At 43.5% G+C, this 16,459-nt stretch carries 13 protein-coding genes; 4 read left to right on the top strand and 9 right to left on the bottom strand.

The window, feature by feature from the left end; genetic code table 11:
- The 3 genes from A3763_RS22720 to ahpC form a co-directional block, all read right to left on the bottom strand.
- Positions 1–547: diguanylate cyclase domain-containing protein (locus tag A3763_RS22720; protein WP_156495272.1), on the bottom strand; the 547-nt coding region annotated here is incomplete at its 3' end.
- A 135-nt stretch (positions 548–682) separates the two neighbouring features.
- Positions 683–2,251, bottom strand: coding sequence for an alkyl hydroperoxide reductase subunit F (gene ahpF, locus A3763_RS22715; protein WP_068634219.1), 1,569 nt, complete (start codon positions 2,249–2,251; stop codon positions 683–685).
- Positions 2,252–2,340: 89 nt separating this feature from the next.
- A complete protein-coding gene (ahpC, locus tag A3763_RS22710) occupies positions 2,341–2,898 on the bottom strand; it encodes an alkyl hydroperoxide reductase subunit C (RefSeq protein ID WP_368664618.1) in 558 nt (185 codons plus the stop codon).
- A 167-nt stretch (positions 2,899–3,065) separates the two neighbouring features.
- Here ahpC and A3763_RS22705 point away from each other — a divergent pair, with 167 nt between their 5' ends.
- From A3763_RS22705 to ppk2, 3 genes are all read left to right on the top strand, one after another.
- Positions 3,066–3,956 carry a hydrogen peroxide-inducible genes activator gene (locus A3763_RS22705; protein ID WP_068554782.1) on the top strand — a complete coding sequence of 297 codons (891 nt, stop codon included), beginning with the start codon at positions 3,066–3,068 and terminating at the stop codon, positions 3,954–3,956.
- A gap of 500 nt (positions 3,957–4,456) precedes the next feature.
- Entirely contained in the window at positions 4,457–5,008 is a 552-nt protein-coding gene (locus A3763_RS22700; protein ID WP_068515137.1) for a DUF523 domain-containing protein, read from the top strand.
- A gap of 230 nt (positions 5,009–5,238) precedes the next feature.
- Complete coding sequence (gene ppk2 / locus A3763_RS22695) at positions 5,239–6,189, top strand: polyphosphate kinase 2 (RefSeq protein ID WP_082865461.1); 951 nt, start codon at positions 5,239–5,241, stop codon at positions 6,187–6,189.
- A gap of 69 nt (positions 6,190–6,258) precedes the next feature.
- On the opposite strand, the gene A3763_RS22690 is transcribed toward ppk2, so the two are convergent.
- Both A3763_RS22690 and A3763_RS22685 read right to left on the bottom strand, forming a co-directional pair.
- Positions 6,259–7,308 (bottom strand): succinylglutamate desuccinylase/aspartoacylase family protein, encoded by a 1,050-nt coding sequence (locus A3763_RS22690; protein WP_068515139.1) that lies wholly within the window; start codon positions 7,306–7,308, stop codon positions 6,259–6,261.
- Between the two features lie 18 nt (positions 7,309–7,326).
- Positions 7,327–8,826, bottom strand: a complete 1,500-nt coding sequence (locus A3763_RS22685; RefSeq protein ID WP_068515142.1) for a glutamate--cysteine ligase — start codon at positions 8,824–8,826, stop codon at positions 7,327–7,329.
- A 373-nt stretch (positions 8,827–9,199) separates the two neighbouring features.
- On the opposite strand from A3763_RS22685, the gene A3763_RS22675 reads away from it, so the two are divergent.
- Entirely contained in the window at positions 9,200–12,157 is a 2,958-nt protein-coding gene (locus A3763_RS22675; RefSeq protein WP_068515148.1) for an EAL domain-containing protein, read from the top strand.
- A 98-nt stretch (positions 12,158–12,255) separates the two neighbouring features.
- Here the strand turns inward: A3763_RS22675 and A3763_RS22670 are convergent, their stop codons facing one another.
- The 4 genes from A3763_RS22670 to A3763_RS22655 all read right to left on the bottom strand — a co-directional run.
- A complete protein-coding gene (locus A3763_RS22670) occupies positions 12,256–13,458 on the bottom strand; it encodes an alginate export family protein (RefSeq protein ID WP_068553591.1) in 1,203 nt (400 codons plus the stop codon).
- Between the two features lie 251 nt (positions 13,459–13,709).
- Complete coding sequence (locus A3763_RS22665; RefSeq protein WP_068553593.1) at positions 13,710–14,552, bottom strand: ABC transporter ATP-binding protein; 843 nt, start codon at positions 14,550–14,552, stop codon at positions 13,710–13,712.
- Positions 14,553–14,615: 63 nt separating this feature from the next.
- Entirely contained in the window at positions 14,616–15,530 is a 915-nt protein-coding gene (locus tag A3763_RS22660; RefSeq protein WP_231872294.1) for an ABC transporter permease, read from the bottom strand.
- Between the two features lie 246 nt (positions 15,531–15,776).
- Positions 15,777–16,459, bottom strand: a 683-nt coding sequence (locus tag A3763_RS22655) for an ABC transporter substrate-binding protein (RefSeq protein WP_197483060.1), incomplete at its 5' end; no start/stop codon positions are given.

Below are 16,459 nucleotides of genomic sequence, written 5' to 3'. Positions count from 1 at the left end.
TAACATGCCCAAAGCGATCATTCACTGACTTAAAATGATCTATATCCAATACAGCAATAACATTCTCATCATTCGACTTAGCATTATCGGTTAATTGCGTGTATTCGAGATCAAAGGAGCGGCGATTTTTTAAAGCTGTAAGCTGGTCTTTATTAGATCGATTTAAATGGCCATGTTGATTAACATAAACTGCGATGAGCTGAACGACTTGATTGATCAAACTGACTTTCGGCTCTATATCCAGCAACATGCTAATTTCTTGCCCGGTACTCAAATGTATCGGAAATACCGTTTCCGGCTCTGCTAGAGCCTTGGTATTAAGTGAAACCTTTGATTCGGCTTTAGCACCAGAGACTGGCTGATAAGTGGCGAGCACGACAAGCTCAGTACTGAGTCTATAATCCCCAAGACATAAACGGACATAACCGGGATTTAATAACTTGCCGACCGCGCGAACAAATCGCTCATCAAGATTCTTGAAGGTTTCTGCATAGGTCAAATCCATTAAGGATTCACAATTACAGAGATTGGGCTCAATAATTTTCATTAAGGGTCTGCTTGGCTATGTCATGGTCTGATACAAACATAACAGAGCAGAAAGTAAAGTCTAGAGAAGATTTACCGCTAGTAAAACAAAGCCAGCCCCAATTGGCTCAATATACCTGGGACTGGCTTTTTTAGGCTAGCCTTGCATTAGCAAGTAGTCAAAGGCTGCAAGAGAAGCTTTGGCACCTTCCCCCATAGCGATCACGATCTGTTTATAAGGCACGGTCGTCACGTCACCGCAGGCAAAGATTCCTGGTACGTCAGTCTGACCTTTGGCGTCTACAATTACCTCGCCATAGGCGTTCATTTCTACAATGCCTTCCAGGAAGCCACTATTGGGCACCAAGCCTATTTGGACGAAAATGCCTGATAATTCCTGGCGCTTAATTTCACCACTATCACGATCTTCGTATGCTAAGGCAACAACCTTGCCACCTTCAGCCAAGATTTCTTTGGTCGCTACATTACGCAGAATAGTAATATTCTCACGTTTTTTAGCTTGCTCAACCAAGACCTTGTCAGCCTTTAATTCAGGCATAAACTCGTAGATTGTGACAGATTTTACGATACCAGCTAAATCCAAAGCCGCTTCAACACCTGAATTTCCGCCACCAATAACAGCAACATCCTTACCTTTAAAGAACGGTCCGTCACAGTGCGGGCAGTAAGCAACACCTTGACCTATGTTTTCCTTCTCGCCAGGAATGCCAAGCTCTCTCCACTTTGCACCGGTCGCAACAATCACCGTCTTGGTTTCGATCACTTCACCCGAAGAGAGTTCAATCTTATGGTTTTCACCCCCCTGGCCTTTCTCGATGCTCGCGACTCGTAAGTGTTCTCTGACGGTCACGTCATATTCTTTAATATGCTGCTCCAAAGCCGTAGACAATTCCGGGCCGGTTGTTTTAGGCACAGAGATCAGGTTTTCGATCCCCATAGTGTCTTTCACCTGTCCACCAATCCGATCTGCGATGATCGCTACTTTCAAACCTTTTCGAGCACTATACACCGCTGATGCTGCACCTGCCGGGCCACCACCAATCACAACAACATCCTGAACAGGTAGTGCTTCAGCAGGCTCTGCTGCCTGAGTGATGTCGGGGTATTTAGCCATCAATTTCTCTAGTAGGACTGCCTGGTCAATTTTACCGTTAGCGAATACTTCACCATTCAAGTAAACACTAGGCACACCTTGAATACTTCGCTCTTCGATCAAGTCCGGATAGACACCGCCATCAATGGTTTCAGTGGTAATCTTATCGTTGACCAAAGCAAACTGATTCAAAGCCTGGACCACTTCAGGACAATTGTGACAACTCAAGCTTACAAAGACTTCGAAGTTAAGTGCTTCCTGTACACCACTTATGATCGACTTTATTGAATCATCCAACTTCATATCAGTACCCGAAGCGTGAAGCACCGCAAGCACTAGCGAATTGAATTCGTGACCGCCAGGAATACCGGAGAACCGAATTCCCGTATCTTCTCCATCACGTTCTAACAAAAAACTTACCGGGCTTTGCAATACTGATTTTATATCACGTTCTTCAAGTGAAATCTTGTCGCTAACCGATGCGAAACTGCTGAGAAATTCCATCAACTCCGCTTTTTTGTCATGCTCACCTGTTTGCACAACAAAGGTGATATCATTCTGCATATTGGCGGTATAGCCTTTAAGCGCGTTCAAAATGTCATTCGTCAACATTCTCTTATCCTCGTTTTAAATACCTTTGGAGATTCAGGAGGCTCTTATATGAACCTCCTGAGATACTGCTATTTAGCGTTTAATGCAGACTAGATCTTGCCAACCAAATCCAGGCTTGGAGTCAATGTTTCTTCACCTTGTTCCCACGCTGCTGGGCATACTTCGCCGTCATGTTGGTCTACGTATTGAGCCGCTTTGACCTTACGAACCATGTCTTTTGCAGAGCGACCGATACCTAGGTCGTGAAGCTCAGCAACCTTGATGATGCCTTCAGGGTTGGCTAGGAAAGTACCACGTAGTGCCAAACCTTCTTCTTCGATCATTACATCAAAGCCGCGAGTAATGACACCTGTTGGATCACCGATCATTGGGTAGTTGATCGTACCAATCGCCTCACTCGTGTCGTGCCATGCTTTGTGAGTAAAGTGCGTGTCAGTCGAAACTGAGTAAACTTCTACACCTAGCTTCTGAAGCTCTTCGTAGTGCTTCGCCATGTCTTCAAGCTCAGTTGGGCAAACAAACGTGAAGTCTGCTGGGTAGAAAAGGAAGATTGCCCACTTACCCTTTACATCTTCAGTTGTCACTTCTTTAAACTCGCCGTTGTGAAAAGCTTGAGCAGTAAATTCAGGGATTGATTTGTTGATCATGTTCGCCATGTTGTATTCCTCGATTAAGTTTGTGTTGTGTGTTTCGACAGGAATAAGATTAAGCGCGAACAAGAATTAAATAAATTGAATTAAATAAAAGGTGATGTTCAAAAAAACTGAACATTGATCTAAACTCATCACTATTATTGTGAGAAGAGAGCAAGACCATGATTTCACTCAAGCAAATTCACTATGCTTTGGCTGTCGAGAAAACGCTGCACTTCAAGAAAGCTGCTGAAGCCTGTTCAGTATCTCAGTCAGCACTGAGCACCGCCTTAAGTGAATTAGAAAAGCAGTTGGATATTCAAATATTCGAACGAGACAATAAGAAGGTACTGATTACCCCCACCGGAAAGATGTTTCTGCAACGGGCACAAAGTATCAAACTGGAAGTCGACAGCCTTTATCAACTATCGCAAAACCAGAAAGCGCCTTTAAATCATCCGATGACGGTTGGTGTCATTCCAACAGTCGGGCCTTACTTACTTCCCAAAGTCTTACCTGCACTTCGCCAACAATACCCTGACTTCAAACTGACAATTATCGAAGAGCAGTCTCATGTCCTGGTAGACATGATCCGCAAAGGCGAGATTGATACCGCAATTCTGGCGCTACCCTATCCACATGACGGACTGTTAGCCTTTGAGTTCTTTCAAGAAGACTTTTACTGGCTGACGCGCAATGATGCAGAGCAATCAGGTTTAGATGAAATCACCAGTACCGAAATAGATCAGTCAAAACTAATGCTACTCAAGGACGGTCACTGCCTTAAAGATCATGCCCTAGCAGCATGTAAGCTAAGTAATAATGAACAAAGTGAAACACTAGGCGCGACCAGCCTCAACACTTTGATTCAAATGGTGGCCGGTCGTATGGGTAGTACTCTCGTTCCCGAGATGGCCTTAAAGCAGATAAATAGCCAAAGCGATGACCTCAAAGCAATTCACTTGAATGAACCAGGACCTCATCGCAGAATCGCTTTTTTAAGTCGCCCCAACTATATCGGCGTCAAGAACATTGAGTGCTTAATGGAAGTGTTTGCTGAAGAACTTCGTTAAGAAAAAGTGATCATCTACTTCTATTTTTTGAACTATACAAATTGCACATGACTTGCGAAGCTAACAATGCAAACAATCAATAGGAGAAAGTCGAATGAAAAAGATTATCGAGACAATTAGCCCAAAAGCATCAAAGCATAGTAATGACAAGCCTTCTGCATGTAAGTCCTGCAACTACAGCAATGACTACTACCAGGACAGGGTTTGTCGCTAAACCCATCTAACTGTAGGCAAAGCCTTCCACAGCTCGCATGAGGAGTAGCATGGGGCAGAGTCTGCGAGGGGCGGAACCCTCTGCCTACGCGGGCACTAGGTAAACCGACTTCTGTAGGCAGAGCCTTCCATGGCTCGCAAGCGGGCTAGTACGGGGTTGATCCAGCGAAGGCTGGAACCCTCTGCCTACGGCAATCGTTATTTGTTAGATATAAGAAATACTATATTCATTCTCCTTCGAATAGTTCAAAATAAGCCTAAACTCGCTCCCCTAAGCACCAGGTACCATGTCACAAGCATCATATAAAATGCCAGGATCAAAACCTAAGATTGGTCTAAGCGCCTGCCTTGCAGGATTTGAAGTACGTTATGACGGAAAGCATAAACGCTCATCATTGTGCTTAGACGAATTGAGCAAACACTTCTCTTTTGAAACATTCTGCCCTGAAGCCGCTGCCGGTTTTGGTATACCCCGCCCCAAAATGCGACTTACCGGCAACCCTTCCAGGCCAACGCTACGGTATAACGATGACACTGACTTAACAGGCATAAACTTAGGCCCTCAATTACTTGAAGGCTGCAAAGAGGCCCTTGATAGCTTTGGGTCTTTAGATGGCTTTGTTCTGATGAAAAACTCACCCAGCTGCGGAGTCAGAAACGTCAAAATATTTCAGAGTGACAGCACTATTCACCAACAAGGCGGTATGGGCCTATTCGCGGCAGCCTTGAAGGAAAGGTTCCCTTTATTGCCGATCGAAGAAGAAGTGAATTTGCACGACGAAAGTCAGTATATGGAGTTTGTTAAGCGAGTTCATGCTCACTTTAAATCGCGGAAATGACAAGTATCAGGCGTAACCTATCTTAAGCAAGGGCCACTCGCGCTCAAGGTTATCCTCAGCCCTAATCTCCAATCATTGGCTTATAAAATTACATCTACTGCCCATTAACCGTTAGATATCCACTCATAGGTATTGACACATATCAATCAAGCCCGTTATTTAACCATGCGCCCTCCAATTGTCTAGTAGACTTAAGGATTACGTTTAAAAAAGAGGGCTAGAAAAGAACCATGCAAAACTCAGATAAGAATCAATCAGACAAGCAAACTTCGTCTAAGAATAAGACTTTGAGCTCAGTAGGGACTCAGCTTCACGCTCTAGCAGAAAAACGCCATGACCCACATTATATTGCCGAATCATTTAGGTCAGGCGAATACCCATACAAGACAAAAATTAGTCGCCAACGATACGAAAGCATAAAAAAAGAATTACAAATCGAGCTACTAAAAGCCCAGAAGTGGATAAGAGAGTCAGGACAAAAAATAGTGATTCTGTTTGAAGGGCGAGATGCCGCTGGTAAAGGTGGCACCATAAAACGCTTTATGGAACATCTAAACCCACGGGGCGCTCACGTTGTTGCTTTGGAAAAGCCGACTGAAGAAGAGCTCGGTCAGTGGTACTTTCAACGCTACATTAAACACCTGCCCACCAAAGGTGAACTCGTTTTATTCGACCGGTCTTGGTATAACCGAGCAGGTGTTGAAAGAGTTATGGGGTTCTGCGAACCGAGCGACTACCTTGAGTTTATGCGTCAAACGCCAGAACTAGAAAGAATGCTTACCCGTAGCGGTATAAAATTATTTAAGTATTGGTTCTCTGTTACTGAAGAAGAGCAAACCGCTCGCTTTCAGAAACGTGAAACTGACCCTCTAAAACAGTGGAAACTAAGCCCTATCGACAAACTTGCTCAAGAAAAATGGAATGACTATACCGAAGCGAAAGAAGCGATGTTTTTCTACACCGATACCGCTGACGCACCCTGGGTAGTCGTAAAATCAGATGATAAAAAAAGAGCACGCCTTGCGTGTATGCAACACTTCCTTTCTAAGCTGGATTATCCTGATAAGAATCATCATGTTGTTCGTGGAGCAGATCCCCTTATTGTCGGCCAAGCATCATCAGTTATCGAAGAAGACAGCCATATACTAGGTAAGTCTCTTCACCCGGAAGCTAAAAAATAAGGCACAAATGCGTTCCTTTAATTTCTTGTTGAACCCAGTAAAATCTGGGTTCAACTTGTAAGCGGGCCACTAAGATAATTCCGCAACAACCTCTGAACCACAGTCCCTTACTGCATAAAATAGACAATCCATCTTGGCGATTTCCGGATTATTAGTGATCATAAAGAGCTTTAAGTCTCGTTTAGCAAACAATCCGCCGTCTTTGATATAAACCAACTCATTTACCACACATTCTTCTCGACTATTTTTTGAAGAAAATACAGCTTTCAGATCATCTGTTGCGACCCAACCCAACTGCGTATCTTTAACAGTAATACCTGAATTCAATTGCTCTATACTGGGTAGCAAACACAAATCAGATTCTTCACTTAATTTCTCGCCATACCTTAGACGACAATCATCCTTTAGTTCGAGCCTTACCGGATTAGTAAGCACCTCCAAGCTCTCTTGACTTTCTTGGCCTGCCAAGACACTTTCTAAACGAAAATAACGATTTAAGCCCTCCCAAGCAATCTGGTGCGCAGACTCATCTAAACGCCCTCCACATTCAATCGTCACAGTTGGGCAAAGGTATTCGGTGACCTCCATCAGAGCCCCTAAACGTAGGTGAGTCACGATGAGGCGTTTAGTAAACAATTCTGTCAAAGCATCATGCTGAGGATCTTCGTAGATCGCCACCGCAAATGAAGGGCCTGAGCCCGAGGTGTTATGCATATCGATCAAGCTTTCAGGTTTATAGCGCTTTAAAGTCTCTAGAATCTCAGCGGCGAGATAGCCAGGTTCATCATCAAAGGGTTCTTTAAAGCAGCGATTCAGGTCACGCTGACGAGCGAAGACACGATGACTGAATGAAGGCTCCAAGCTAGCCGCTGATACTGAAGCCACAATGCAAACGACATTCACCGCTGGCTTAAGTCCCGACTTCAACCATTTAAATAAGGCAATAAGGCCTGAAGGTTCATTGCCATGCAGTAGCGTTACAAATGCTCGCGTTCGAGTGGTGTCATCTCCTGACAGCAGGATTTCTGAAGGGCCTCCCAAGTAATCAAGAAACTGATAGATATCCTCACCAATTGAGCTTGGGTCTGGGTCACAAAATCTGTTTAACTCTATACTCATTCTTATATCCAATAATTGTTACGTTAAAGGCCATTCACCCACTGGAATGTTGTCTAGGCTGTAAGCAATATAGTCTTCTAGCATTGCTTTTCTTGCTTTGTCAGAGCTATAAGACTTTTCATTCTGATAATAAGCGGTTCTCTCTCTTTGCCATACTGCTCCGTTCTGCTTTGACTCAAGACGCTTTTTAACAATGGATAGATAATAGCCTGCTTCCTCATCTTCAACACCGATACTACGCAAGCCCTGCTCTGCATGATCAATGCTTTGGGAAAGAATATCGATAATGGGCTGATCACGACAACCTGAACGCTGAGGGTCTGGCCAAACGATTCGTGCACCCAAGCCAAATTGCGCGGCGCGATAGAAGTTAAACTCCGCTAAATGAAAAGGTAAAGCAGGCATCAGCTCATTCATTTTGTCGCGATAGTACTCTGCCAGACCGATATACAGTGCTGCATTGGCAACCATATCAACCGCGCTGGGCCCAGCGGGCAAAGACCTTAGTTCTATCCGTAAATGGCCTTCATCAGCATCGTCATATACCGGTCGATTCCACAACCAAACAGAGCTTTGATGAAGTCGCAACTCTGATAAGCTAGGTGCTTTCCCTTCTGCCATCTGGGCTTCTGGGTCCTGTTCACTGCATATTGGCAATAAAGGTGAAAATATCGAAGCTGTTTCCTGAAATAATTCCAAAGCAGAGCGGCGTACCCAGCCTTGCCCAAAACTTACCCTAGAAGGCTCGTTCCATCGGTATCTATCTTTTATTCGCGTATCGATAGACTGCTTAAACAAAGGTACTCGTGTTTCACACCAGAGGTCGTGACCAAATAAACCGGGTGAATTAGCACCTAAAGCTAACACTAAAGGCGTCACCATTTGAAAGGCATTGAAGGTATTTGCATAGTCTTCAGGGTCGACTCGATAATGAATCTGGAATGAAGTATTCGCACCTTCCAAGGTAACGTCCTGCATATCCATTTGTAAAGGAGGTCTACCGTTAATATCAATTTCAAATTCACGCCCACGACGTTCAAACAATTGCTCAACCAAGGTTCTATAACGCTGGCGGTCCGTCATACAAACAGGCCCGAAATGAGAATTATCCAGCGTAGGAAGTATACCGACAGGAAATATGCGACCTTCATATTTTGCAGCAATATCATTTAGCTTCGACAGCTGGCGGCAAATCTCATTTTCTGTCGACTTAAACGGCGCATCCGACAGGGAATATGGAGTCAGGTTATATTCCAGGTTATAGCGGTTAATCTCCAGAGTCAGTTGTTTGTCATCAGCAGCATCTAAGATTTCTTGATTCAGCAACAAGGGCTCTCCCTTGCTATCAACAATATACATTTCGAGCTCGGCACCCAAAATAGCACTACCCGGTTTCTTTTTTCCAAAGCCTGTCTGTGACAATAGGGAGCTCAAGCTGGAAAGGTTGGTCTGCAGTTTTTTTTCAAAGTCTCGATAATCACTTTCTGCAAAACTGCTCTTATCTATATCAATTCCCATCTATCCGTACTCTGTATCAATGGTGCTTTCTGAATCAGCTTCAAAACAAAATCTATAACTCATACTATGAACAAACTTCTTATCCAATGCCTTGATCTGGCACAAAGACTTATTAATACCTGATAATTCCCCCAATAAATTTACATTATTTTTAAGCTCGTAACTCTGCAGCTGGTGTTTTTTTGAACTACACTTAAAAGATTGCTTTGGCCTTCCAAATACGCGGCTATTACCTTTAACCAGTAGACTTTTAACTTTGAATAACATAACAAAGAAAGCAAGCAACGCCCACGTACAGATATTGCCCAGTATAGCGCTACGGGTTGCTAGAGGCACATCAACCGTCTCGTTATTCTTTCTTCTGTATCTGAGTATGTTGATTGGCTCCACAAGCGCTTACGCAGATGAGCATCTCAGCCCATCACTCAAAAATGTCAGTATACAACTGAAGTGGAAACACCAATTTCAATTTGCAGGATTCTACGCAGCCCTGGAAAATGGCTATTACCAAGATGCCGGTTACAACGTCGAGATCAGAGCTGCCGGTCCTGATATAAACCCCATCACAGAAGTGCTTGAGGGTAAGGCTGATTATGGCATAGCCAATGCTGAGCTTGTGCTCTATCACCTGAACGGCAATCCTCTCGTCGCATTAGCAGCCATTATTCAACACTCGCCAATCGTATTGATGACTTTAAAGAAGAATAATCTGCTAACTCCACAAGACTTAATCGGTAAACGCGTGATGTACCCAGAGGGACATTACGGTTCAAATACGTTAGGACTGTTAAAGAAAGAAGGGATTAATGAGTCACAAATTGAGTCGGTGCCCTTATCCTACAATATTCAGGATTTAATCGATGAAAAAGTCGATGCAATGGTTGGTTATATAACCGATCAACCCTTCCAGCTGAGACAAAGAGGTGTCGAATACAACCTTATAGACCCTCGTGTTTACGGAATAGACTATTACGGAGACGTGTTATTTAGCACAGAGTCTAAAGTTGATGAGCATAGCGATGAAGTGAAAGCCATTAGAAAAGCCAGTATTGACGGCTGGCGTTACGCTATTGAGAATCCAGATGAGCTTATTGAGCTCATCAAGAATAAGTATCAATCAGAACTCAGCATTGAAGAACTCCGCCATGAAGCTCAGGAGACCATTCGTCTAATCGTTCCCAAACTGGTGGATCTGGGACACATGAACCCAGGAAGGTGGCAGCACATCGCTGACTCGTTTACCGATCTTGGCATGAGCACTGGCGAATTGAACCACGAGCGTTTCATTTACTCTCCTGAACTAAATGAAGCCAGCCAACTGACGCGTCAGGTACTCCAAGTTTCCAGTATTATATTTGTTATTGGCGCAGCCTTTATTTCAATCTTATTCTATGTCAATAAAAACCTGAAACGCGCTGTTAGTGAGAAAACAATGTATCTCACCAAGGCTAATCGGGAATTAATTGTTTATACTAAACAATTAAAAGACAAAGAGGATGAGCTGCATACGCTCAACACTGAGCTTGAGAAACGAATAATTTCCAGAACAGAAACCATCAACAAAATAAACTACGAACTTACGGAAGAAATAAATCAGCGTAAAAAGCGTGAAGTATCACTGCAACTCTTATCCCAAGCGATTGAGAGTAGTGATAGTACAGTATTAATTATAGATAAGGAGCACACAATTAGTTATGCCAGTAAGGCATTTCTAAAGCTTACTGGTAGCTGTGATATGAAGCTGGAGGGGCAGCCAATTTCGATACTGGAAAACAAACTTTCCCTTCCCCCGATCTCCTCTCAGGAGTTGAGTACACAAAGCTTATCGCCTAATACCGAAGGTCTGATTCAGAGTAAACTCAAGTGCACCGATGCAAATGGTGACACGCATTGGATGAAGACCAGTATTTCATTGCTTAAAAGCCATCCCTATCAAGAAACCTCAGAAATATCTCACTATGTGATTACTTTCGAAGATATCACCGATATCAAGAATCATCACGATGAAATGGAACGTATGGCTTTATACGACCCGCTGACAGGTCTAGAAAATCGGGTACTATTCCAGAAGAGGCTCGAGTCAGCAATTCAAAATGCCAAACGTAATATGGTAAAAGCTGCATTGTTGTTTATTGATATAGATAACTTCAAAACCATTAATGACTCCCTAGGTCATCAGGCCGGTGACGAGATTCTAAAATCCGTCGCCAAGCGCTTGAATGAGCATGTAAGGCAAAACGATAGCATTGCTCGTATCAGTGGTGATGAATTTACAGTCTTACTAAGCAACATTAAGAATTACGAAGATGCCAGTAAAGTAACACAGAATATAATCAACTCTTTTGAATCTCCCGTGATCATCGACACTCAGGAAGTCTTTATCACCGCGAGTATTGGCATTAGCGTCACCCCTGAAGACTCGCTTAATGACACTGACCTTATTAATAATGCCGACATCGCTATGTATCAGGCAAAGCAAAGCGGCAGAAACAATTATCAATTCTTCTCTGAAGATATGAACAACGAGATCCGCTATAAAATAAAGACAGAAAAGGAAATTCAGCACAGCATTGAAAACCAAGACTTCTTTTTGGTTTATCAGCCGATTCTCGATTTAAAAGATCAAAGCATTTCAGGCGTAGAAGCATCTCTACGCTGGCAATACACTGAAGAAGATATTCGTATGCCCGATGATTTTATCTCGATAGCAGAAAATGCAGGCAGCATTATTCCTCTCGGTAACTGGGTGCTAAAACAGCTTGTAAAAGATATCCAAAGACTACTTAAAGAAGGCATCAAAGATATTAGCTTTAGTGTCAACATATCGCCTAGACAACTTAAAGACCGTTACTTTGTTTCTGAAGTACGAGCGCTATTTTCCGAACACCCGAACTATATTAAATACCTGCATTTCGAGGTAGTTGAAAAGTGCTTCGTTGACCAAAAGCCCGAAGTGATTGGTCGTCTAAAAGAACTGAAAGATATGGGCGTTCATATTATCATCGATCGTTTTGGTTCAGGCTATGCGTCAATGAGCTACTTGAAACAAGTTCCGGCTCACGCCTTAAAAATAGACCAACGCTACCTTAATGGTCTCCCTGAAAATCAGGCAAACACTAACTTTAGCAATGCAATTATTAGTATGGCTCATCAGATGAAACTTTCTGTTACTGCTGATGGCGTTGAAAATGATTTACAGCTTGCACACTTAAAAAGCCATGGCTGCGACTACGCACAAGGAAGTTTATTCCATGAAGCAATGAAGCTCGAAGCCTTGCTAGAGTATCTCTCTAGCCCACATAAAAAACCGAAAAAAGCTAGCCTGAATTAACAAGAGGAAAGTCTTGTCAACCCGCGACGGGTACGGCACCAGGCTAGCAAAATAAGACCCTGAAGTCTTATTAACGGCTTATAGTTATGTGTCAGACTTTAGAACTTCATTCCAACCCACGCCCACATTACGGACTTATCAGTACCGCCAGAAGGTGCCGAGTAATCAGCATACTTCAGGCCTCCGCTATAGGTTTTATTAAACTTTTTGACTGCCAAAAGATCTATCTCTCTACCCGCGTCAGCACTGCCTTCATCGGTCTCAAAATCATGGTAAACACCCACCAGTTTTACACCAGCGAACTTACCTGAGACTGAAGCATAAGTGTCTACAACACCATTACCGCCACCCGCACCAAACAAGGACTGACCTAGAAATGCATCAGCCCAACCTTCAAACTTATGAACAGTTGCTAAAGGTGTCGCGAACGACTGATTGCCGTCGTCAGATCCTAAGGACGAATACCCAAGCTTGCCTGTCACTCCTGACGCAGTTAGGCCAACCTCAGCCATCATATAATCCATACTGGCATCTTTCGTTTCATTATCTTGCGAAGCATACTCTAGAGCATATGAAACTTTCAGATCTTCACCTGCTAATGTTGAGCCGGTAAAACTTGCACCAATTGTTGATAGCTCATCCCAACCATCTGCGGCACCATAAGGCTCTCCTGAGATCTCATAGTTGTATACCACAGCTTTACCAAAGGGAGTTTGGTAAGCAACATTTAATAGTGTTATATCAGTATCAGCGACATCCGCAAAGGCACCTGAGTTAATTCGGTTTACTTTATAAATATAGGATGCATCTAAAGTAAGACCTTCAATTGGCTTAACCGTAACTCTCGCCGCATCAAAAGTCTGGCGATCTTGGCGCCAACCAACATGACCTACATGACGCTGACCGTCCAAGGCAATCACTTGACGCCCTAGTTTTGCTGTCACCATGTCATTCTTATATTGAATAAAGCCTTGATCGAGCTCAGTTACTTCTGAGTCTAGAATTAATGCATCATCGTCCGCTTCTTCAATCCCCAAAACTTCACGACTATCTTCAAACTCGACCAGTGCAGTAAAGCCTTTGAATTCTGCCGTTTTGTATCCGATTCTCGTACGTAGGGTTAAGGCATCTGAATCAGTGTCATTGCTTCGGTCGTCACTTTCATATCGTAAACGCAAGTCACCATAGGCTTTACCACCTGTAATCGCCTCAGTAATCGTTTCTGGTGCAGCGACAACGCTACTCGAAGCAATGATCGTAGCGATTGCTGTGCTTAATAGGCTAATTGAACGTTTTTTCATTTACATCTCCTAGTTACTTTTTTAAAGGCCAAGCATAAGTCAGTCATTCTTTGTTTATGCTGTGACCCTCGCTATAAATATGGCTTTACTAATTCTTAAGGCATTAAAAAAGCGCTCACAAACAATGCGCTGTGAGATAACTACTGAGCCTCTACTCAACAGTTTTCTCGTGTCGCATTACTTGTGAACGCCGTTGTCCACCTACCCCCTATGTTTACGCCATTGTAAACGGGAGTAATGATTAACTTGTCTTACGCTGCCGCAATACCTGAGGCAGCTTTAGTTTTTTTTACTGAGGCACTAATCGGTTCAACTTTTCGTTGTTTTTCGTACAGGAACTTTAGAACTTCTGATCGAAGGTGAACGTATTCTGGGTCTTCTGCTAAGGCCAATCGATCACGAGGGCGTTCAAGACCAACATCTAATATTTCACCAATCGTTGCCGCTGGGCCATTAGTCATCATGACAATTCTATCTGACAGCAAAACTGCTTCATCAACATCATGGGTGATCATAATAACGGTATTATTCAGCTCATTCTGGATCTCCATTAAGGAGTCTTGCATATGCGCCCTGGTCAGGGCATCTAGCGCGCCAAATGGCTCATCCATTAACAAAATCTCTGGCTGCATCGCCAAAGCACGAGCGATACCCACACGCTGCTTCATACCCCCTGATATTTCGTCAGGACGCTTATACATAGCGTGATCCATATGAACCAAGTGAAGATTATGTTCTACCCACTCTTTAGTTTCTGCTTTTGACTTAGTTTTTCCGAATACTTGCTTAACGGCCAGCTCAACATTTTCATACGCCGTCAACCACGGCAATAGAGAATGATTTTGGAAGACAACGGCCCGCTCAGGTCCTGGTTCTGTCACTTCTTTGCCGCTAAGAACTACACCGCCATTGGTTGCCTGATGTAGGCCAGCGACAACGTTCAAAACGGTTGACTTACCACAACCCGAGTGTCCGATAAGCGATACAAACTCGCCCTTTTTAATTTGTAAACTCACGTCCTGCAGCGCTGTGAACGGCCCCTTTGGTGTCGGAAAGACCATATCTATATGACTAATATCTAATAATGCGCTCATAATTCTATCCTCAATAAATTCAATCGTATTTCGTTACTTGTAGCTGTTCGGGCAGGTTAAGGCTTAAAGGCCTTTATTATCCCAAGACACTCGCTTTTGTATTTGTAACATTGCGCGATCTAACAAGAATCCGATAAAACCAATTACAACGACTGCTGCCATAATTCTACTTAGTGAATCTGAACTACCATTCTGGAATTCATCCCAAACGAACTTTCCAAGGCCTGGGTTTTGGGCCAACATTTCTGCGGCGATCAACACCATCCATGCGATACTTAAGGACAAGCGCATTCCGGTAAAGATCATCGGTACTGATGCAGGTAAAACAATTTTCTGAACATGTTTCAGAGCAGGTAATCGCAACACCTTACTTACGTTGACCAAGTCATCATCAATGGATGCAACACCCACTGAAGTGTTGATAACCATTGGCCATAAACAACATAGCGTTACCGTAATCATCGATACGATAAAGGACTTGGCTACCATTGGGTCTGGCGAGACGTAGAGAGCACTCACCAAGATTGTGACCAAAGGCAACCAAGCCAAAGGAGAAACAGGTTTGAACACCTGAATAATCGGATTAACTGCCGAGTTCAGTGTTTTGTTCAGGCCAATGGCAATGCCTAAAGGAATCGCTATCGCGGCAGCCAATAAAAAACCAGAAGCGACCGTCTTTAAGCTGGTAAAGATTTGGTCAAGGAAAGTTTCTTTTCCTGTATACGCTCTGATTTTAGGCACATAAGATGGATCTTCAGCCACTCGTGCCGCATTTCTTTTCTCTTGCCTTTCGTAGAAGGCTTGCTCTTTAGTCCGCTCGGAAACGTGCTCATCATATAAAGAGACGAACTGCTCCATTACCATCGCGGGACCCGGAAACTGCCCCAAAGAAGTTTTAACACTCTGTGCGGCTGCCGCCCAAATAATGAGAAATACCGCAATACCTGCCATGGGTATTGCCAGAGTCTTCGCTGCCATCGCTCCAAACTCTAATACCTTATCCAACCAAACAATTGGTTGTTCTATATCGTCCTTAAGAGATGTCGCCGTTGACATAATCTTCTGCTCCTGCTTAAAGCTACTTCAGTTAACTGACGACTCTCGTTCTAACAAACATTGAGAGCCGATCAAGATAAATCTTTCTTAGACAAACTTCGTTATCAGCAGTCAGACAACAAACCCTGGTTCAGGCCAGCATTTGTCGTCCGACATATGTAATACTCTTTAGATCTTGTCGCCTGATTTCAGACCAATTGAGAACTTCTCGATATACTTGTTTGGTTGTGTACCGTCATAAACAATGTTATCGATAAAGTGCGTTTGTGGGTCACGGTAGCCATCTTCAGTAGAGAAGTCTGGGAAGTCAGCCGCTTTCGCTTTACCTTCTTTGATCAAAGACTGCGCCGCACGTGCATAGATATCAGGACGATATACTTTCTTCGCCAAATCTTTGTACCACTCGTCGCTCTTATCTTCAGAGATCTGACCCCAACGACGCATTTGCGTTAGATACCAGATAGCATCTGAGTAGTATGGGTAAGTCGCGTTATAACGGAAGAATACGTTGAAGTCTGGTACTGAACGCTTATCGCCTTTCTCGTACTCAAAAGTACCCGTCATACTGTTTGCAATAACGTCATAGTCAGCACCAACATAGTTAGGTTGTGACAAGATCTTAACCGCTGCTGGACGGTTAGCATTGTTGTTAGCATCTAACCACATCGCTGCACGAATCATCGCTCGCGTTAAACGAACTGTCGTATTCGGGTATTTCTCAGCAAATTCTTTAGTAATACCAAATACTTTCTCTGGGTTGTCTTTCCAGATCTCGTAATCAGTCACTACTGGCACACCGATACCTTTGAATACGGCCTGCTGGTTCCAAGGCTCACCTACACAGTAGCCAT

The organism is Oleiphilus sp. HI0128, assembly GCF_001635365.1.
Note: the sequence above shows the minus strand (reverse complement) of the source record. Positions and strands in the feature narration are given on the sequence as shown.